The organism is Enterococcus sp. AZ120 (assembly GCF_050546165.1).
GTDB classification, from domain to species: domain Bacteria; phylum Bacillota; class Bacilli; order Lactobacillales; family Enterococcaceae; genus Enterococcus; species Enterococcus faecalis.
This window is the reverse complement of the sequence record NZ_CP172950.1, coordinates 1021803-1041369: the sequence shown is the minus strand read 5'-3', so window position 1 is coordinate 1041369 and position 19567 is coordinate 1021803. Positions and strand designations below refer to the sequence as shown.

Below are 19567 nucleotides of genomic sequence, written 5' to 3'. Positions count from 1 at the left end.
CAAAGTCCTATCTAGTATAGCAAAAAAAGGCCCATCTGTCTTTAAAGGATTCAAACTTCACGTCATTTAACGAACTAAAAAGTTTAAGGAAATAGTAAGTTTTCTTTAACATCACCATTCCTCACTTCGGTAAGAATTGACATAAAATTTGTGAAAGAGTAAAATTAAAGCGATATTGTAAAATACGAAATTTACCTAATTTTACTTTTATAGAATCATCGTTTAGAAAGGACGTTTATTTTGAAAAAATTATTTAAAACAAATATTTTAAACACGCGACTGGGGTTATTCTCGCTAATCGCCATCTTACTGTGGCTAAAAAACCTCTTTGCGTACGCCGTTGATTTCCATTTACGTTTGGAAAATATTAACGAGTACTTCATACTCTTAATTAATCCAATTGCCACAACGGTCTTTTTATTAGCCATTGCTTTGTATGTTCGCCGTAAAAAAGCTTCTTATATTACAATGATGATTATTTACTTCTTGATGAGTTTACTGCTCTTCTCAAATGTCGTGTATTATCGAGAATTTACTGACTTCATCACAGTTAATACGATGCTTGGTGCTGGCAAAGTAGCTAGCGGTCTTGGCGAAAGTGCCTTACGTCTCTTTAGACCTTATGACGTCATTTATTTCTTAGACTTCATTATTATTGGCGTATTATTATTAACGAAAAAAATTAAAACAGATGCCCGTCCAGTCCGCGCACGTGTAGCAGTCTCTGTCACACTCCTTTCTGTTGTCTTTTTCTTATTCAATCTATTTATGGCTGAAACAGAACGTCCCCAATTATTAGGACGTCAATTCTCTCGTGACTATATCGTGAAATTCTTAGGCTTAAATGCCTTTACCGTATACGATGGCATTACAACTTACCAAACAAACCAAGTCCGTGCCGAAGCCAGTGCTAACGATATGAAACAAGTTGAAGATTACGTGAAACAACAATATGCGGCACCCGATGATAGTAAGTTTGGTATTGCAAAAGGCAAAAATGTAATTTATATCCATTTAGAAAGTTTCCAACAATTTTTAGTTAATTACAAATTAAAAGATGAAAATGGCGTAGAACACGAAGTCACACCATTTATCAATAGTCTTTACAATAGTAAAAGTACCTTTAGCTTTGATAACTTCTTCCACCAAGTTGGTCAAGGAAAAACAAGTGATGCCGAAACGTTACTTGAAAATTCACTATTTGGTTTAGACCAAGGTTCACTCTTTACACAAGTTGGTGGCAAAAATACGTTTGAAGCAGCACCCGATATTTTAAAACAAACGCAAGGTTACACTAGCGCTGCTTTCCACGGAAATGCTGGTAACTTCTGGAATCGGAATGAAACCTATAAACGTTTAGGCTATGACTATTTCTTTGATGCTAGTTATTATGATGTTAATTCAGATAACTCATTCCAATATGGGTTACACGATAAACCATTCTTTAATCAATCCGTTCAATATTTAGAACATTTACAACAACCCTTCTATTCTAAATTTATTGCTGTGTCCAATCATTATCCTTATTCTCAATTTACAAACGATGAAGCAGGATTCCCAATTGCAAAAACCTCTGACGAAACAATTAATGGTTACTTTGCAACAGCGAATTATTTAGATAAAGCGGTCGAAGAATTCTTTAACTACTTGAAATCTTCAGGTCTCTATGAAAACTCAGTCATTGTTCTTTATGGCGATCACTATGGGGTTTCTAATTCAAGAAACCAAAACTTAGCAGAATTAGTAGGTAAAACCAAAGCAGATTGGAACGATTTTGACAACGCCAATATGCAACGTGTTCCTTATATGATTCACGTTCCTGGTCAAGAAAATGGCGGTGTGAACCATACGTATGGCGGCCAAGTTGATGCCTTACCAACCCTTCTACACTTGCTTGGTGTCGATACGAAAAACTACATTCAGTTAGGCCAAGATTTATTCTCTAAACAACACAATCAAATCGTTGCTTTCCGCAACGGCAATGTTGTAACACCTAAATATACTATTTTAGGTTCTAGCATTTACGATACTAAAACAGGCGCTTTAATTACAGAGCCAACCGAAGAAGTTAAGAAAGAAGTCGCTGATTTAAAAGCCAAAGCGACGAAACAATTAGAAACGTCTGACCAAATTACTAACGGTGACTTGCTTCGTTTCTATACCAATAGCGGCTTAAAACCAGTTAACCCAGAAGACTATGATTACAAGAACCAATTGCAACAACTGGAAGCAATTGAAAAAGAAAAAGGTGAAAAATCAACGAGTGTTTACAGTAAAAACAATAATAAATCAACCGTTGATGAATATCACACTGACAGTTATCAAGGCTATCAAAAAACTGGTAAATAAATCTTCAAAAAGCTTGAGCAATTTGCTCAAGCTTTTTTGCTACTTTTTCATAATTAATTCATATTATTTCACTATACTAAAGATAGTTTAGAGAGGTGAAAGTTGATGAGAAGTGTCCGTTACGCTACAGCTAGTAGTTTTTATCATAAAAAAATCACGTTAATCACCGCACTCTTCTTCTTCCTGTTCTCTTTCTTATTGACTGGGCTGTTTAACTTGATTGATTTTGAAAAAGAGTTTTTACGAACGATGCCAGACTTTGTCGATATTGAAAAACAAACTAGTTACCATTACCAACTGATCCAATACTATTGGCACCTCTATCTAGGTAGTGTCATTTTCTTTGGTGTTACTTTTCTTCTGTTGATGTATGTGACATTACGCATAAAAAAGGAAGAAATACATACATGGTATCACATGCACTTTTCAAATATGTATGTCACCAAACAGCTCTTACTAGAGTTATGTTTACCGGCTCTATTAGGAATTTTCAGTTTTTTACTTTTCACTTTAATGTTTCAAGAAACGTATAATACTGTTCTTTGGGCTGCTCGTGATGCTATTTTACAGTGGTCTCATTTGGAAACTCCAGCATTTTTAGCTAAAAGTACCGACCAGGATGTCACGATTACAAATATCCAGCATTTAGGGATTCAAACGATCCAAGCGTTTTCTTTTGATTTTAAAAGTATGCAGTCACTTTATACAATCCGTAACTGCTTTGTTAACTGCTTAATCTTGCTTGGCATTCCTCTTGTTTGCGGGACTCCTTTCACGTTGATTTATTTACGTACACATAAGAAATAAGGGAGGGATTTTCTATGAATGTCACACCATCATTCAAAAAAACAACCGAAAAAAAATCCTCATTCGACGCGTTAGCTTTGCGAGAAGTTTATGGAATCATTTATTCTGCTCCAGAACAAGAACTCGCATTGGCCGATTTTTTCCAAACAAACCAACTAACCATTACTAGGCTTTCTTCTAGTGAAACCTTTCTGCCCTACTTGCCATTAGAAGAAAATTTATTTATCGCTAGTACGATCAAAGAACGGGATCGAAAAGTAGTTCTAGCCGAAGCTTTCCAGGTGTTCCAATTAGAACCTGCCTTACTTGGTCGTTCATTTACTTCTTTTACGACTTTTGAAAAAATTAAAATGCGCATAATACAACTTTTGCTTTCAAAAACAAGTACGTTAGTGATTGATGACATCTTTTCTTCATTAACGATTGGACAACGTCAAGAAATTTTACCTCAATTAAAAATAGCAGTTCAAAAAAGAAACAAGCGCTTGCTATTTCTGACAAAAGATCCACAAATTATTGATAGTCCCTATGTGCACCCTCTGTCTCTACATGCGTTATTAAACTAAAAAAACGTCTGGCACTGATTGTGACCAGACGTTTTCTTTAGTTTTCAGTAATTTCAACATCAGGAAATGAAATAATAAATGTGGTGCCTTTACCAAGTTCACTTTCAACATTGATTTTTCCTTTATGCAAACGGACCAATTGTTGAACGATTGGTAAGCCTAATCCTGATTCTCCATATTTCGTATTTTTACGGGATGGATCTACTTTGTAATAACGATCCCAGATATTCAGAATTTGCTCTTCCGTCATGCCGATTCCTGTATCAGAAATACGGACAATAGTTTCTAAATAGCCTTTTTCTAAAGCAATATGAATTTCGCCATTTTCAGTAAATTGGATGGCATTTTGAACAATATTGACAACTACTTGAACGAAACGATCATAATCGGCATACACATCAATTGGTTCGGTGGTGTCTAAATACAATTGATTACCGGCGGCTTCAGCTTTGGCCGTTAGTTGAGTCACAATATTTTCTAAAGCTTCTGTTCCGTTGAACTTCTTCACAACAATTTGAATCTGGTTGGTCCGAATTTTTTCATAATCAAGATTTTCATTGACTAAGCGAATCAAGCGAGCGGTCTCATTCTGCATCAGTTTAATCGCATTCTCTTTTTGATTTTCAGGAATAGCATTATACTGCAATCCCTCTAACAAGCCATTAATAGTTGTTAAAGGCGTCCGCATTTCATGAGAGGCATCCGCCATAAATTGACGACGGCGCTCTTCTTGCCGATTGATTTCTTCTTGTGATTCTTTTAAAGACGCGGCCATTTTATTAAAATCTTCTGCTAGGTCATCAAATTCATCTTTGTCATGAACCGGTAATTGAATATCAAAATTTCCACTAGTAATTTCTTTGGTGGCTTTACGCATCCGATTAATTCGTTTCACTTGGAAAGTCGCAAATAGATAACTTAGTAACAAGGCAATCACACCAGAAAAAATAAAGCCTTTAATCAAGTTTTGTGTCACGGACTGAACACTTCGGTCAACGTTTTTGGCAGGTTGTGTAATAACGAGTGAACCAATAATCACTTTTTTATCAGAAGACTGATTTGATGCATACACCGGTAACATTACATAGGACGAAGTATTTCGGGCCCCGTAAATATCAATGTTTTCTGTTGCATAAACACGATTGCCTTTCATGATTTGATCCCAATTTTTATCGATTAAGGAAAAGTCTAATTTTTTTGTGCTATCAACTGGTGGGTACTGCACTTCGCGGTCCTTGTTAATAAACACAAATTGCACATCTTGCTTCTGGAGTACACGTTCAGTCAACTGAAATGAATAGGATAAAACATCTCGATCCGAAACGCCTGCGACATTAATAAAAAAGTCACGTGTTTCTAAAGCCGATTCTGCATAACCATATAGCTGTTCATAGTTATTTTCTTGCATTGTGCGCTTGGTCAATTGTGTGAAAGACGTTCCGACAATGAGAATAATCAGAGCGATCACACCTATAAAAGCAAGTAATTGTTGATACAAATACTTCATTAAGCAACACCTGAATCGTCGAATTTATACCCTACGCCCCAAACCGTTTGGATGACTTGAGGACCTACTTTTTCAATTTTTTGTCGTAATTTTTTGATATGGGCATCAACTGTCCGTTCATCGCCAAAGTATTGATAGTCCCAAACCAATTCTAGTAGTTGTTCGCGTGAAAAGACTTGGCGTGGTTTTTTTGCTAAAGTGTATAGCAAATCAAATTCTTTAGGTGTTAAGCCTTCAATTAATTGATTATCTAAATATGTTTCTCGTGTTTTCGTATTCATTTTAAAATGATCCGTAATCACATCAAATGTTTCATCTGTATTCTCAGACGTATCATGCGCAGCCTCTGCCACCTCGGCACGACGATGTAGAGCTTTCATCCGTGCAATCAAAGTTAATGGACTAAATGGTTTTGTCACATAATCATCCGCACCCATTTCAAGGCCAATTACTTGGTCACTTTCAGAATCACGAGCGGTCAACATAATAATGGGAACATTGGCTGAAACTTTGCGAATTTCACGACAAACAGCCATCCCATCCATACTAGGTAAGTTTAAGTCTAACGTAATCATGTCCCATTTTTCTGGCGAAGCAAGAAAAGTCGCCAATCCTTCTTTGCCATCATCTTTAAAGGTAGCTTCCCACCCTTCATTTAAGAAAAACATTTGCATCATTTCTGAGACGGATTCATTGTCTTCAATCATTAATATATTCATTTCATTCACTCCTTATTCACTTTTCATAAAACTGCTCTATTGTAGTATACTCTAAAATTGAATTTGTACCAACCGATTCTATATTTCTTCAAAAATCCTTTACAGAACCATCAAAAATCACTTTTTTTCCTGCTCTTTTAAAGAAAACGAAAGGAACCCATTGTCTTTTCAGAAAAGTTTGTTAAAATAACAAGCGTAGAGAGGATGTTAGGGTATGGATAAAATGAAAGCTATTACTTTTTTTGATTTAGATGGAACTTTGTTAGATGGAACATCGCAAATAACTCCTGAGATTACCGCAGCAGTGGCGGCCTTGAAAGACAATCAAATTTTACCTTTAATTGCGACAGGACGGACCTTGTGTGAGATTCAGCCAATTATGAAAGCCAGTGGCATTGATTCTGCGATTGTAATGAACGGGCAATTTATTCATTATGAAGGAAAAACGATTTATTCAGATGAATTTACAACAGAGGAATGTGTTTCACTGCATGAACATGTCAAACAGCGTGGTCATGAATTGGCTTTTTACAATGAGCGCCGTATTTTTTGTACAGGGCATACTGGCACAGTGAAACAAGCCTATGATTATATTCATTCAGCTGTTCCAGAAATTGATCCCACAGGTTATGAGAATGATGCCGTCAACATGATGTTGGTCTTAAGTCAACATGGCGATGATGATGAATATTACTATGAGCGGTTTCCTGAATTGACCTTTTATCGCAATGGTCCTTTTTCAATTGATATTGTTCGTAAAGGGGTCTCTAAAGGCTCTGGTGTCAAAAATCTTTTTAACACCTTGGGATTAAACGGCATTCCCACTTATGCCTTTGGTGATGGCATCAATGATTTGGCGCTGTTTGAGGCCTGTGATTATGGAATTGCCATGGGTAATGCGCGAGAAGAACTAAAAGAAAAAGCCACCTTTATTTCAACTAAAAATACTGAAAATGGCATTGTTAATGGCTTGAAAAAATTTGATTTACTATAAGAGAAAACTACCTTCTTCTATTGATGTACTTTAGAAGAAGGTAGTTCTTTTGTATGTTCATTTTTCTTTTTCTGCTGTGCACAGAGAGCTACTCCCACTACTTGAATCAGCAAAATCGCTCCCAACAAACAACTTAATACGATGTTTCCTGATAGGATTGTTCTTCTGATTAAAATAATTAATACGACACTGCTAATTCCGTAGAGTAACCATTGGTTGTCCATTTTTATTGACCCCTTTGTTTTTCTATGTTTAGGATAGGATGTTTCCTACTAAAATGCAAGGAAAGATCCTAGATTCTTACAACTAACCCATAATTTTTACTAATTCCTTATTTGTTTTCATTTATTCTTAAGATTCGTTTCATTTTTGTAAAAAATCACACTTTTTTTCTATCTCTGTTTTAAATTGCGTACAGTTCTTAAAAAAAATGATACACTAAAAGTGAACTCGAAATGAAAGGAGCCATTCCTTTGGTTAATAGCGAAAAAAGAAAACAATTAATTATTGATACTTGCATTTTAGCTGGAAAAATTATGCTGGAAAGCGGATCTGAAGTATATAGAACCGAAGATACAATTACTCGGATTGCAGCAAATGCTGGCGAGCCAGAGAGCGTTTGTTACACGACGGCTACAGGGATTTTCGTGGGTTTTCGTTCCAGTAATTATACGCAATTAGAAAACATCCCCCAGCGCTCGATTAATTTGGAAAAAGTTAGCCTTGTCAATCAATTATCAAGAGAATTTGCGCAAAAAGAGATTACTCTACCAGAGCTTTATCAGCGCTTAACTCTATTAGAAACAGATACCCCCACTTTTTCAATTTCGTTACGCTTGTTAGCAGCCGGGATTGTTAGTTGTACGTTAATGTACATTTTTGGTGGCACTTGGCAAGATTTTATTGCAACTTTTTTTGTTGGCGTGATTGGGTATGCCAGTTATCTTTTTACCCAAAAGTTATTCCAAGTTCCTTACCTCGATTCATTCGCAGCCGCTTTTGTCATTGGTTTGTTGGCCTATTTGGCTGTGCATTTTCACTTAGCGGTCAACATCGATAATATTATTATTGGTGCGGTAATGCCGTTAGTTCCAGGTGTGGCGATTACGAACTCTTTTCGCGACATTTTAGCGGGCCACCTCATCAGCGGGACGGCGCGAGGGACAGAAGCTATTTTTATTGCTGGGTCTGTTGGCCTGGGAATTGCCTTGATTTTTAAATTATTTATGTAAGGAGTGTTCAAATGGAACTAATTTTTCATCTTCTCTTTAGTTTTTTAGCGACTGTGACGTTTGGTATTATTACGAACATTCCTCGTAAAGCACTGGTGGCTTGTGGCATTACTGGCATGACAGGCTGGATGATTTATTATGTCTTAACGCAAACTTTTGATGCTAGTCAAACCTTTGCAAACTTTTTAGGAACGGTCGGGTTAGGAATCGCTAGTATCTTTTTTTCCCGTTACAAAAAAATGCCGATGATTATTTTTTATATTCCGAGTTTGGTTCCTTTAGTGCCAGGAGGCCCTGCCTATCAAGCAGTTCGGAGCATTTTGTTAGGAAATATTGATGACGGTTTGCAGTTGATTTTAAAAGTTGTCTTTACTGCTGCAGCTATCGCAGCGGGCTTTATGGTGACCTCGCTACTGGAACGAATTGTCAAACGTTTTTTCCCCAAGCGACTCTTCCGATTGGTCAAAAAATAAAAAAACAAGCTCATTTTCTGAGCTTGTTTTTTATTCTACTTCTTCAAAGAACAGCAACAAATCTTGTAGCGTTAATTGTGCTTTTTCAGCAGCGTTTAAATCTTGAACAATTTTACCTTTTTGTAAAACAATTAAACGATTGCCATATCGTAAAGCATCTTCCATTCGATGGGTAATCATTAAACAAGTTAAGTTCCCTTCTTCAATCCGTTGTTCCGTTAAGTGCATCAGCTGCTTGGATGTTTTGGGATCTAAGGCAGCAGTATGTTCATCTAAAAGTAATAATTCTGGTTTTGTGATAGTGGCCATTAATAAACTTAAGGCTTGGCGTTGACCGCCAGAAAGGTTACCTGTCGGTGTATCCAGATGATTTTCCAAGCCATTGCCAACTTCTTGGCAGATTTTTGTAAACAAGGCGCGTTGCTCATTTATCTTCCGTAATGTTAAGGGACGTTTTTGTCCGCGTTTCATGGCAAGCAATAAATTTTCTGCCACAGTCATTCTTGGTGCTGTCCCCATTTTAGGATCTTGAAAAACACGCGCTAGAGATTTGGCCCGTTTGACTTCAGAAAGATTGGTGCGATTGACTCCTTCAATTAAAAATTGTCCTTCTGTTAGTGTCAAAGTTCCTGCTAAACTATTGAATAGCGTACTCTTACCTGCGCCATTTCCACCTAAAACAGTAATGAAGTCCCCAGGATAAATGGCTAAGTTCACATGATCCAAAATCACTTTTTTTTCATTCATCCCATTATCAATGATTTTTGTCGCATTTTTTAATTCAACAACTGGTTTCATTTCGTTTCCCCCTTATCAGAAAAGCCGTGTAGTCGTAATGCTTTTTTCAATTGTGGGATCATTAAACAGATTGCTAAAATCACTGCTGAGAAGATTTTCAAATACGTCGTATCAAAGCCTAATTTAATCACTAATAAAATCAATAGTTGATAAATAATACTCCCTACAACAATCGCCATCAGCCGTTCACCAAACGTTAATTCTCCAAACAGTACTTCACCAATAATGAGTGAAGCCAAGCCAATCACAATGACACCGGTTCCTTTACTTACATCCGCATATCCATCATTTTGAGCAATCAAAGCGCCAGATAAGCCAATCAAGCCATTCGATAAAACCAATCCTAAAATTTTCATGCGATCCGTTTGAATGCCAATCGAGCGAGCCATTTCTTCATTGTCACCTGTCGCAATATAGGCTTGTCCTAAACTAGTGTTAAAGAAAAATAACAGTAAAATCATTACCACAGCCAAAACACTAATCCCTAAAAAAATAGTATCATAATAATCGGGTAAGGCCATTTTTTGAAAAACATCTTGAATCTTCGGTTGATTTAATAAAGACTTATTTGGCGACTTCATCACAAATAAAATCACGGAATTTAAACCAGACATCACTAAAATTCCTGCTAAAATAATTGGAATTTTTCCTTTTGTAAATAGTAAACCAGTCACTAAACCGGCAAGCATTCCTGCTCCGACCCCTAAAAGAGTCGCTACAAATGGTGAAACCCCCGTTGTAATGGCAGTTACACAAACCGCCCCCCCTAACGGAAATGAACCTTCTGTGGTCATATCTGGAAAATTTAAAATACGATAAGTCATAAAAATACCTAGTCCTAACAAGGCCCATAACATTCCTTGTCCAATTGCTGAAACAATCATCGCTTCTCCTACTTTCTTTGATAATTAGTTAATCAATTTCGATTTTTTTGCTAACTCTGCGGGAATCGTAATTCCTAACTTTTGAGCTTGTTTTTCATTGATAATTGTGTCGCCTGTATTAAAGGTATAAATGGGTGTAGTTGCTGGTTGACTTTTTCCAGACAGAACCTCTGCTGCCATTTTGCCGGCTTGTACCCCCAACGCATGTTGATTAATCCCTACTGTTGCTAAACCGCCTTGTTCTACCATTGTATCCACCGAAGGAATAATCGGCGTCTTGGTTCGATTTGCTTCTCCGACTACCGTTTGCATGGCATTAGCAATCGTATTATCAGTTGGTATATAAATCACATCTGTTTCCTTAGTCATCACTTGAACCGTTTGTGCAATTTCATTACTTGATGGCACAGCATATGTTTTCACTGTCAATCCTTTGGCTTCAGCTGCTTTCTGCGCTTCAGCTACTTGGTATCGAGAGTTTTCTTCTGAGGAAGCATAGAGAATACCTATTTTTTTGGCAGCTGGTATCAATTCTTTTAGTAAATCCATCTGGGCTGACAAAGGTGATTGATCACTAACACCCGTGATGTTACCGCCTGGCTTTTGATTGTCTTTCACCAATCCAGCACTAACAGGGTCCGTAATGGCGCCTAAAATGATCGGGATTTCTTGGGTAGTGTTGGCTAACGCTTGCGCAGCTGGCGTGGCGATACCAATTAAAACGTCTGCCTTTTTTTGTACTAATTGTTGACTCATGATTGCTAACTTACTCTGGTCGGCTTGACCATTTTGAAAAATAATTTCTAAGTTTTTGCCTTTGTCATAGCCATTTTCCTTTAACCCTTCTTCAACACCTTTATAAATTTCGTCCAATGCGGGGTGACTGACAAACTGCAGAACCCCTACAGTAACTGTTTCTTTCTTTGAATTCGTCACTTTTTGATTCACAAAAAAAGCACCAATTAAATAAATAGCTAATAAAGACACGACAAACGTTAAACGTTTATTTTTCATTTTGCATTCTCCTAACTGCCCTTTTGTTTGGCAACTTTTTCTTTTTAATAATAAAACCATTATCTATAGGGCATTTCTTCCGTTGAAAGTGAAACTGAGATTCGTAATCCTCTGCTTAGTCAAAATCCTAGGAACACTTTTTTACAAATGTCAGGATTTAGCTGCGACGAGGATCGCAACTTTGGTGAGAATCGCAGGAGTACTTTTCTACGAATGGGACAACGTTCTCTTCGTTCACTTTGTGCTACTCATCACTCTTGAAGGCCAAACTGTGGCGAGTATGCGCAGCCTGCATCTACTCAATCGTAGTGCTTGTCAGGATTTAGCTGCGACGAGGATCGCAACTTTGGTGAGAATCGCAGGAGCACTTTTCTACGAATGGGACAACGTTCTCTCCATTCTCCTTGTACTACTCATCACTCTTGAAGGCCAAACTGCGGCGAGTATGCGCAGCCTGCATCTACTCTGTCACTTCGTGCCAATCGTAGTGATTCTACGAATGTGACAACGTTCTCTTCGCTCACCTTGTACTACTCATCATCTACTCTGTCACTTCGTGCCAATCATAGTGATTCGTAGCAAAAAAACAACGACTTATCCTAAGTGTTTAGGAGTGGTCGTTGTTTTTATGCAAAACAAAAACCACATAGATGGGTCCTCTATGTGGTCGTTTTTTCTTCTTGAATATAACCAGCATAGATACACTTTTTAGAATAAGTCTTCTAAAGTTGTATCTATGAAAGAATCATACATACAACTATCTACGCCAGTTTTGCCATGATTGGTGCATTTCTTTTACGTTAGATAATTGTGTCATGTATTTTCCCTCCTAGTTATGTTGTTAAAGGTAGTCTACACTATATTGATTTTGTTCGTCAAGAAAAAGTTTTTATTTTCTTGCATTTCTTTTACTTCTAAAAAACGAGCCACTCTTATGAGAGGCTCGTTTTTCTTTATTTCAGCATATTTACCACTTAATTGTTTCGGTTTCTTTCAATTTTCACGGGAACTTTAACTGCTTGTTTTTGCGATTGAATCAGCCATAAACTTACTAAAATCGTCATTGAAATTACTAATGCCATCGAAAATCCCCTCTTTCTAATTCCTTAAAACTTTCTACAATCTAAGTTTAACATAGCTAGCTATTATTCACCAGTTTCTGGTACTGTATCAGTGCTTTCTGTCGTCGTTTCAGTAGATTGAGCAACGCCAGTCGTGCTGGTCGTCGTCTGTGTTTCAGCGGTCTTTGCTGCTTCTTTTTCAGCTTCTTGGGCTGCCTTTTGTTGGTCTTTCAAAACGCCAGCCATCGGTAATCGATTTAATTCTGGTATTAATTGTGTTTTTAAATCCATAGATTTTTCGACAACCGTCCGTGTCTTTTCTTTGCCGTTTTCAAAGAAAACAAGCGTAATCTCATCGCCGCTAACATTGTATTGCTCTTCTGCTTTGCCAGCATTATAAATTAACGGATAGATATACAGCGAACGATGAAATTCATTCATTTTATCTGAATTAAACAGCTTCACCATTTGATCGTATTGCTTGCCAGACGGTTTAGCAAACATGACTGACATGGCTCCTGTTTCTTGAATTTTCTTGTCTGCTGTTTTGTAATCTAAGACACTGACTTTCTCTGATTTGATGGGTCCTGCGACTAACGATTCAACTTGAGCAGCTCGAATATTTTTTTGCATCGTTGGAATAAAAATGATTGAGCCAATTATTAATACTAATGCTACAATAGCGGTAATCATTAACAGTTTTCTTTGTCTTAATTCATAAAGTGCCTCTTTTAGTTCTTCCATAAAATTATTCAACTTCTAATCGCTCCTCGCTTTTAGTTCTTATCTATTATACTAATCATTTTCTTTCTTGCCTACCCTTGCGCTTTAATTACTAAAAAAACCAGCAAACTTCCCCAGCTTTCTAAGGAAAACCCAACTCCTTTTTAACAAGCTTCTTTCTTAAATTCAAAAACTCCGCTATAATAAAGCTATTAGTCGGAAAGAAACGAGGGATTTATTATGTCATTTGATGGCGTATTTACTCATAGCATGGTTCATGAGTTGACAGAAACACTCGTAAGTGGCCGGATTTCAAAAATCCATCAGCCTTATGAAAACGAAGTCGTTTTAGTCATTCGTGCGAAAGGTAAAAACCATAAATTATTATTATCAGCACATCCTAGTTATGCGCGCATACAACTATCTACAATTACCTATAGCAATCCGGAAACACCTCCTAATTTTGTGATGATGTTACGAAAATTTCTGGACGGTGCCATTTTAGAAACGATTCAACAAATAGAAAATGATCGTGTGATTCACTTCACCTTTTCAAAAAGAGATGAACTAGGTGACTTACAAAATATTGTTTTGATTGTTGAATTAATGGGACGTCACAGTACAATCGTTTTAGTTAACCAATCTTCTGGAAAAATCTTAGATGCGATTAAACACATTGGAATGAGCCAAAATAGTTATCGTTCGTTGCTTCCTGGAGCAACTTATATTGAACCGCCAAAACCAATGGGACTTAATCCGCTCACGGCCTCAAAAGAAGAAGTCTTTGCGCTTCTTTCTACAGCTCCTGAATTAAACGGACGCTATTTACAACAACATTTCCAAGGTCTAGGCAAAGATACAGCAGACGAATTAAGTGCCCGTTTACTTGCACAACCAAATGAAAAAATGGCCATCTGGACGGAATTTTGGTCCTCAGTCACTGAAGCTGTTGTACCGACATTAACAGTCACTGAAAAAAAAGAATATTTTACGCCCACTCCTTATCAATCATTAGTTGGTGAACAAACAACGTATCCGACACTCAGTGAATTACTAGATGCTTTTTATTCTGGTAAAGCAGAGAAAGACCGTGTCAAACAACAAGGCGGCGAACTAATTCGCAAAATTGAAAATGAACTAAAAAGAAATCAAAAGAAACTTAAAAAATTACAACAAACCTTAGCCGATACAGAAAACGCTGAAAATTACCGTCGCGACGGAGAACTATTAACAACCTTCATGGCACAAGTCCCAAAAGGAGCCACCGAGGTGGAATTACCAAATTATTATGAAGAAAATGCACCGTTGCGTATCTCGCTAAATCCTGCACTTTCACCTAATCAAAATGCACAAAAATATTTTCAAAAATATCAAAAATTGAAAAATGCTGTCCGAGTTGTTAAGACACAAATTCAGCAAACACAACAAGAAATTTCTTATTTAGAGTCAGTTGTGGCACAACTTGAAATTGCGACACCAATGGACATTGAAGTGATTCGTGAAGAACTGATTGAGCAAGGCTATTTAAAACGTAAAAAAAATAAAAAACAAAAACAGCCGAAAAAAAGCCAACCCGATCTTTTTTATGCCACAGATGGCACACCTATTCTCGTTGGAAAAAACAATTTGCAAAATGATCAATTGACTTTACGAACCGCTAAAAAAACTGATTATTGGCTCCATGCCAAAGATATTCCTGGATCTCATGTAATTATTCGTGACGCACATCCTAGCGAAGAAACCCTTACTGAAGCCGCACTTCTAGCAGCTTATTTTTCAAAATATCGACTTTCTTCACAAGTTCCTGTTGACTATGTCCAAGTAAAACATGTGCATAAACCCAATGGAGCAAAACCAGGTTATGTGATTTATGAAAACCAACGAACGTTATATGTGACGCCAACAGAAGAATCGATCAAAAAAATCCAGCAAAATAAGGCTTCTGCTTCCTAATTATATTAAACTAAAAAACAACGTACTGCCGATTGATCGTACGTTGTTTTTTTGCATTGGCAAAGACATTTATCAAGTGATAAATAACACAAGTAAGCTCAATTAGTTTACAAACTAGCTATTTCTCTCTATACTGACTGTTGGAGGTGAAATTCATGGTCTTTTTACACATTATTTTTGGGATGTTTGCCTTTATTGGCGCTTTAGGTTTAGGTGTCGCCTTCCGCGATAGCTTTACAGAACTTTCAACACCAAAGAAAGCAGCGATTATTTTATCTTACGTAGGTGCGATTGGTTCAACAGTCCTAGGGTTCACATCAGCAACAAAAAATCCATTTGTTTTAGCTGCAACAGTTGTCTTAGTTGTCGCCTTTTCTATTGCTCTTTTCAAAAAAAGCAGTAAAGAAACAAGCAAATAATAAAACCTTTGAAGAGCGGCATAGCGACAAGCTACCCTCTTCCTTTTACATACTATTTAAAGGAGTGAGGCAAATGTCTCTGACTATTTCTGAAGAAGTAAAACAACGTTTAGCCCCTTTCTTAACTGAAACGAACACCTTCTTGTTGGTAGCAAATGACGGCTCTAATCCTTATTCTTCCGCAGAAGGTTGTTGTATGATTGGCGATCGTTTCATTATCGTTCCTGTTGATCAAGCAGAAGCGCCTTATACCGAAACAATTGCTAATGATTCTTTTCACGTCTATACTTCGACGTATGACCAGATGTTTTTAACAGGGCATTTACAGCTAGTGATTCATCCGAATGCGGGAACCATTACTTTAAAAAATGAAAGTGGCATATTAGATAGTAATGTGGACATTTATCAACACTAAAAAAGCAAACAAAACGTTTACGCGTTTTGTTTGCTTTTTTAGTGTTGAAAGGCTTGAAAGGTAGTAATGATTACGTACATCATCCCCGATGCAATAATCGGACCAGCTGCAATTCCTTTTAAAAAAACGACGCCAAGAATCGTTCCAAAAACTAAGGCCACCGTAATCTCTGGCGATTGATTAATTAAACCTACTCCTTTTGAGGATAAAACAGCCACCAGAATTCCACAAAGTATCCCCAGCCATCCCATCGGTGTTTTGAATGATTGAATTAAATCCTTTAAGCCAATTTGTCCTGTAGCAATCGGGACTAAAATGGTAATTGAAATAATTGTGACGCCTAAATTAATGCCTTTATCTGACAACCACGACATGATTTTCGCACTATTTGGTAAAGCTTTTAAAGCAAGCACAACAACTGACGCAATTAATAAACTTTGATTTTTTGCAACAAACGCAATCAAGGCAATCAGTAGTAAAAAAAGCCAACTTTCCACTGGTTGTCCTCCTTTCTGATTTGGTTCTTTCGTTAACCAAACTTTCTTGTCTTTCCTATTTTAGCAAAGAACCTCTTTAATTACCATTCAGCTTCAGTAATTATTGTCTTTTTCACCTGAATCTTGCTTAGAAAAAACGAGTTAAAAATTAATTTTTTCTCATAACAAGCCTTTTTCTCTTTGAAAAATTATTTTATGAAGTATACTAATATTAACTATAAAGTAGTTTACTTGCATTTATACTGGATATTCGATATCCTATTTAAGGCTCTTCAATTGAGCGAGCATCACAAAAGACATTTTAGTAGCAATTCTTGGGGAAGTAGTGCTACTAAGATGTCTTTCCTTTTTTTATTTTTACTAACAATATACGTTTCTTATATTAAAATTCACAATTCTTTATAAATAAAAGCGCCTGCCCCACAGTTGTCTGGACTGTAGGGCAGGCGCTTTTCAAGTCATTTAAATACGCTTTAGTTTTCTTTCAAATGATAAACACTTGGACTTGGGTTAAGAAAACCTGCTTCTAAAATTTCGATGTTAGTTAATGCTTGCTCTTTAGTTACTAGTTGCGGTGCACCATTTTTCAACGTTTCATAAACGGCATCATAATAACGACCGTAATCACCTACAGGCGTTTTAATTTGTTTTTTAATCCAGTCGCCATTGCCATTACGGTAGGTCACTTCTCCATAATACATTGGTGAATCTTCTCCAAAGCCTGGTGCATCTGGCATGATTCCGGCTTTTAAATCATTTTCTTGTTGATCTTCACCATATTTGATGAACGAGCCATTGCTGCCATGAACAATAAAACGTGGATACGGACTAGCGACAGAATGATTCGTTTTAACTTTTACTTTTAATTTTGAACCATAATGTAAATCAACGTCAAAATAATTATCGACTGCCTCGCTCACTTCATTATTACGAATATCATAAGTGACTTGATCTGGACGCCCGAAAAGAGCAATCATGCGATCCATTAAATGAATGCCTAGTCCGTAAAACGAACCATTTTCTTTAGGTCCTTGTTCCGTGATACTTCCTGGTCGATAATAATCAATATGTGTTTCCACTTCATTGATTTCTCCTAAAAAGCCTTGCTCTACTACTTGCTTCATCGCTAGGTAATCGCCGTCGAAACGTCGATTTTGATAAGGCATCACTACTACCCCTTTTTCTTGCCCTAAAGCAAATAATTCCTCTGCATGTTCTAACGTATCACAGAATGGTTTTTCCACAATCACTGATTTACCAGCTAAAATGGCTTGTTTGGCTAAATCATAATGTGTATGCGCAGGTGTACAGATTGTGATCAATTCAATTTCTGGATCCGTCAATAATTCATTAAGATCAGTGGTAAAATTTACGCCTTTTTCTTTAAAGGGCGCTGCTGCTTTTTCATTAACATGTAAATCGAAAATCGTTTTCACTTCTAGTGTTTCTCGAATCATTACGTAAGGTAAATGGTAGCGGTTGGCACTTTTACCAAATCCAATAAACCCCATTTTTACTGTCATATTTTCCACACTCTTTTCTTATAATTAGATAAGTCCATTTGTTTCAATGACTTTTTGATACCAATAATAACTGTCCTTCGGGATTCTTTCTAAGGAACCTTTTTGTGTTTCATCTTGATCCACATAGACAAAACCATAACGCTTTTGATAGCCGTTGAGCCACGACAGTAAATCGGTGTAACTCCATGTACAATAACCAATAACTGAAACACCATCCGTAATCGCCTCTTGAATCGCTTGGATATGGCTTCGCAAATAATCAATGCGATACGTATCATGAATTTGTTTATCTTCTGTTAAGGTATCATATTCGCCTAACCCATTTTCAGTAATTAAAATAGGCACTTGATAGCGACTAGCTAATCGTCGTAAGGCAATTCTCAAACCTTGCGGGTCAATGGCCCAATCCCAGTTCGTTCGTTCAACATATGGATTATTTACTTTTTTAAATAAACCCGGTACCCCAGATTCCGTTTCAGAACCCTTTTCACCCGTTGTATTCATCTTCCCTATTCCAACGCCATCTAATGGATTAGCAGCAACCGTATCCGTCCGATAATAATTAATACCTAGAAAATCAGGTTTGGCTGAACGTAGTAACGCTAAATCGCCCTCTTTTATCGTTGGGGCCACACCTTGCTCCTTTAAGTAATTTAATGCGGCAATTGGGTATTCTCCCCAAAGATAGACATCTAACCAAAAATGCGACAGCAAATCTTCTGCATTTTCAGCCGCCAAAACATTGGCAGGATGCGCATCAACGGCATAAACAGGCGTATAAGCAAAGCTAGGGCCAATTTTGCCAGGCATTTCTAATTCATGAAACGCATTAATCACTGCTGCATTGGCTAAATTAGCAATATGATTGGCCTCATACATCCGTTTATTATCTGTTACGCCGGGAGGATGCACGGCTAATTGATAACCTAACGAAGTAAACACATTTTGTTCATTTAAACTAATCCAATAGCGAACTTTGCCACGGAAAGCGTCAAATAAAATTTTCGCATAGGCCACAAAATCAGCAATAATTTTTCTTGATTCCCAGCCACCATATTCTTTTTGCAAAACAGCTGGCAAATCCCAATGATATAAAGTTACCATTGGTTCAATTCCTGCCGCTAATAACTCATCAATTAAATCTGAATAAAATTTCAGTCCCGCTTGATTTACTTGACCACGCCCTTCAGGTAAAATTCGTGTCCATGCAATCGAGAAACGATATGCTTTTAAACCTTGTTGTTTCATTAAAGCCACATCTTCTTTAAAACGATGATAATGATCGACGGCTAAATCGCCAGTTGTCTCTTTGAACGTTTTTCCTGGTAGCCGAACAAATTCATCCCAAACAGATGCGCCTTTGCCGTCTTCATTCCAAGCACCTTCTACTTGATAAGCTGCCGAAGCAGAGCCCCATAAAAAATCTTGCGGAAATGCTTTTAGTTGATGATGTTCCATTGTCATACCTCCCTCTTTTCTGTGCTACCCTTTTATTGTAAAAGGTTTTCACAAAAAGTACCAATCAGATCAATAAGTTCTTCTGTTCACTTTAAAACTATATAGTTTTAAAAAGAATAAGTCAACTACTTTTATTTAAGTACTTGATTATTAAGTGGTTACGTTAAAAATAAAT

At 37.0% G+C, this 19567-nt stretch carries 19 protein-coding genes; 9 read left to right on the top strand and 10 right to left on the bottom strand.

What is annotated here, in order from left to right; all coding sequences use genetic code 11:
- Nucleotides 1-240: 240 nt before the first annotated feature.
- From IGJ46_RS05075 to IGJ46_RS05065, 3 genes are all read left to right on the top strand, one after another.
- Nucleotides 241-2349 (top strand): LTA synthase family protein, encoded by a 2109-nt coding sequence (locus tag IGJ46_RS05075; protein ID WP_002366543.1) that lies wholly within the window; start codon nucleotides 241-243, stop codon nucleotides 2347-2349.
- 105 nt (nucleotides 2350-2454) lie between these two features.
- Nucleotides 2455-3156, top strand: coding sequence for a hypothetical protein (locus tag IGJ46_RS05070; RefSeq protein ID WP_002360505.1), 702 nt, complete (start codon nucleotides 2455-2457; stop codon nucleotides 3154-3156).
- Nucleotides 3157-3170: 14 nt separating this feature from the next.
- Nucleotides 3171-3722: a hypothetical protein gene (locus tag IGJ46_RS05065; protein WP_002360506.1), complete on the top strand. Its 552-nt coding sequence runs from the start codon at nucleotides 3171-3173 to the stop codon at nucleotides 3720-3722.
- A 37-nt stretch (nucleotides 3723-3759) separates the two neighbouring features.
- Here IGJ46_RS05065 and IGJ46_RS05060 read toward each other — a convergent pair whose 3' ends face one another.
- Both IGJ46_RS05060 and IGJ46_RS05055 read right to left on the bottom strand, forming a co-directional pair.
- Entirely contained in the window at nucleotides 3760-5229 is a 1470-nt protein-coding gene (locus IGJ46_RS05060; protein ID WP_002357872.1) for a sensor histidine kinase, read from the bottom strand.
- Nucleotides 5229-5948: a response regulator transcription factor gene (locus IGJ46_RS05055; protein ID WP_002381953.1), complete on the bottom strand. Its 720-nt coding sequence runs from the start codon at nucleotides 5946-5948 to the stop codon at nucleotides 5229-5231. Before IGJ46_RS05055 ends, IGJ46_RS05060 begins: the two co-directional genes overlap by 1 nt.
- A 214-nt stretch (nucleotides 5949-6162) precedes the next feature.
- Between IGJ46_RS05055 and IGJ46_RS05050 the strand changes: the two genes are divergently transcribed.
- Nucleotides 6163-6942, top strand: coding sequence for a Cof-type HAD-IIB family hydrolase (locus IGJ46_RS05050; protein WP_002363786.1), 780 nt, complete (start codon nucleotides 6163-6165; stop codon nucleotides 6940-6942).
- Nucleotides 6943-6959: 17 nt separating this feature from the next.
- On the opposite strand, the gene IGJ46_RS05045 is transcribed toward IGJ46_RS05050, so the two are convergent.
- Nucleotides 6960-7166, bottom strand: coding sequence for a hypothetical protein (locus IGJ46_RS05045; protein WP_002357875.1), 207 nt, complete (start codon nucleotides 7164-7166; stop codon nucleotides 6960-6962).
- A gap of 231 nt (nucleotides 7167-7397) precedes the next feature.
- Here IGJ46_RS05045 and IGJ46_RS05040 point away from each other — a divergent pair, with 231 nt between their 5' ends.
- Together IGJ46_RS05040 and IGJ46_RS05035 are read left to right on the top strand one after the other, a co-directional pair.
- A complete protein-coding gene (locus IGJ46_RS05040) occupies nucleotides 7398-8174 on the top strand; it encodes a threonine/serine exporter family protein (RefSeq protein ID WP_002378231.1) in 777 nt (258 codons plus the stop codon).
- A gap of 11 nt (nucleotides 8175-8185) precedes the next feature.
- Nucleotides 8186-8647: a threonine/serine exporter family protein gene (locus IGJ46_RS05035; RefSeq protein ID WP_002357877.1), complete on the top strand. Its 462-nt coding sequence runs from the start codon at nucleotides 8186-8188 to the stop codon at nucleotides 8645-8647.
- 30 nt (nucleotides 8648-8677) lie between these two features.
- Here the strand turns inward: IGJ46_RS05035 and IGJ46_RS05030 are convergent, their stop codons facing one another.
- From IGJ46_RS05030 to IGJ46_RS05015, 4 genes are all read right to left on the bottom strand, one after another.
- Entirely contained in the window at nucleotides 8678-9445 is a 768-nt protein-coding gene (locus tag IGJ46_RS05030; protein WP_002357878.1) for an ABC transporter ATP-binding protein, read from the bottom strand.
- On the bottom strand, nucleotides 9442-10329 hold the full coding sequence (locus IGJ46_RS05025) for an ABC transporter permease (RefSeq protein ID WP_002357879.1): 888 nt from the start codon (nucleotides 10327-10329) through the stop codon (nucleotides 9442-9444). The genes IGJ46_RS05030 and IGJ46_RS05025 overlap by 4 nt, the downstream gene beginning before the upstream one ends.
- 24 nt (nucleotides 10330-10353) lie before the next feature.
- On the bottom strand, nucleotides 10354-11343 hold the full coding sequence (gene trpX / locus IGJ46_RS05020) for a tryptophan ABC transporter substrate-binding protein (RefSeq protein WP_002391629.1): 990 nt from the start codon (nucleotides 11341-11343) through the stop codon (nucleotides 10354-10356).
- A 1145-nt stretch (nucleotides 11344-12488) separates the two neighbouring features.
- Nucleotides 12489-13148 carry a hypothetical protein gene (locus IGJ46_RS05015; RefSeq protein ID WP_002397202.1) on the bottom strand — a complete coding sequence of 220 codons (660 nt, stop codon included), beginning with the start codon at nucleotides 13146-13148 and terminating at the stop codon, nucleotides 12489-12491.
- A gap of 219 nt (nucleotides 13149-13367) precedes the next feature.
- Here IGJ46_RS05015 and efbA point away from each other — a divergent pair, with 219 nt between their 5' ends.
- The 3 genes from efbA (at nucleotide 13368) to IGJ46_RS05000 (ending at nucleotide 15914) form a co-directional block, all read left to right on the top strand.
- Nucleotides 13368-15080, top strand: coding sequence for a fibronectin-binding protein EfbA (gene efbA / locus IGJ46_RS05010; RefSeq protein ID WP_002397201.1), 1713 nt, complete (start codon nucleotides 13368-13370; stop codon nucleotides 15078-15080).
- A 155-nt stretch (nucleotides 15081-15235) separates the two neighbouring features.
- Nucleotides 15236-15499 (top strand): hypothetical protein, encoded by a 264-nt coding sequence (locus IGJ46_RS05005; RefSeq protein ID WP_002381957.1) that lies wholly within the window; start codon nucleotides 15236-15238, stop codon nucleotides 15497-15499.
- 73 nt (nucleotides 15500-15572) lie between these two features.
- Complete coding sequence (locus tag IGJ46_RS05000; RefSeq protein WP_002391631.1) at nucleotides 15573-15914, top strand: iron-sulfur cluster biosynthesis family protein; 342 nt, start codon at nucleotides 15573-15575, stop codon at nucleotides 15912-15914.
- Between the two features lie 38 nt (nucleotides 15915-15952).
- On the opposite strand, the gene IGJ46_RS04995 is transcribed toward IGJ46_RS05000, so the two are convergent.
- From IGJ46_RS04995 to IGJ46_RS04985, 3 genes are all read right to left on the bottom strand, one after another.
- Nucleotides 15953-16411 carry a DUF441 domain-containing protein gene (locus IGJ46_RS04995; protein WP_002357887.1) on the bottom strand — a complete coding sequence of 153 codons (459 nt, stop codon included), beginning with the start codon at nucleotides 16409-16411 and terminating at the stop codon, nucleotides 15953-15955.
- Between the two features lie 473 nt (nucleotides 16412-16884).
- Entirely contained in the window at nucleotides 16885-17934 is a 1050-nt protein-coding gene (locus tag IGJ46_RS04990; RefSeq protein WP_002394374.1) for an oxidoreductase, read from the bottom strand.
- A gap of 24 nt (nucleotides 17935-17958) precedes the next feature.
- A complete protein-coding gene (locus IGJ46_RS04985; protein WP_002357890.1) occupies nucleotides 17959-19392 on the bottom strand; it encodes a glycoside hydrolase family 1 protein in 1434 nt (477 codons plus the stop codon).
- Between the last annotated feature and the right edge of the window lie 175 nt (nucleotides 19393-19567).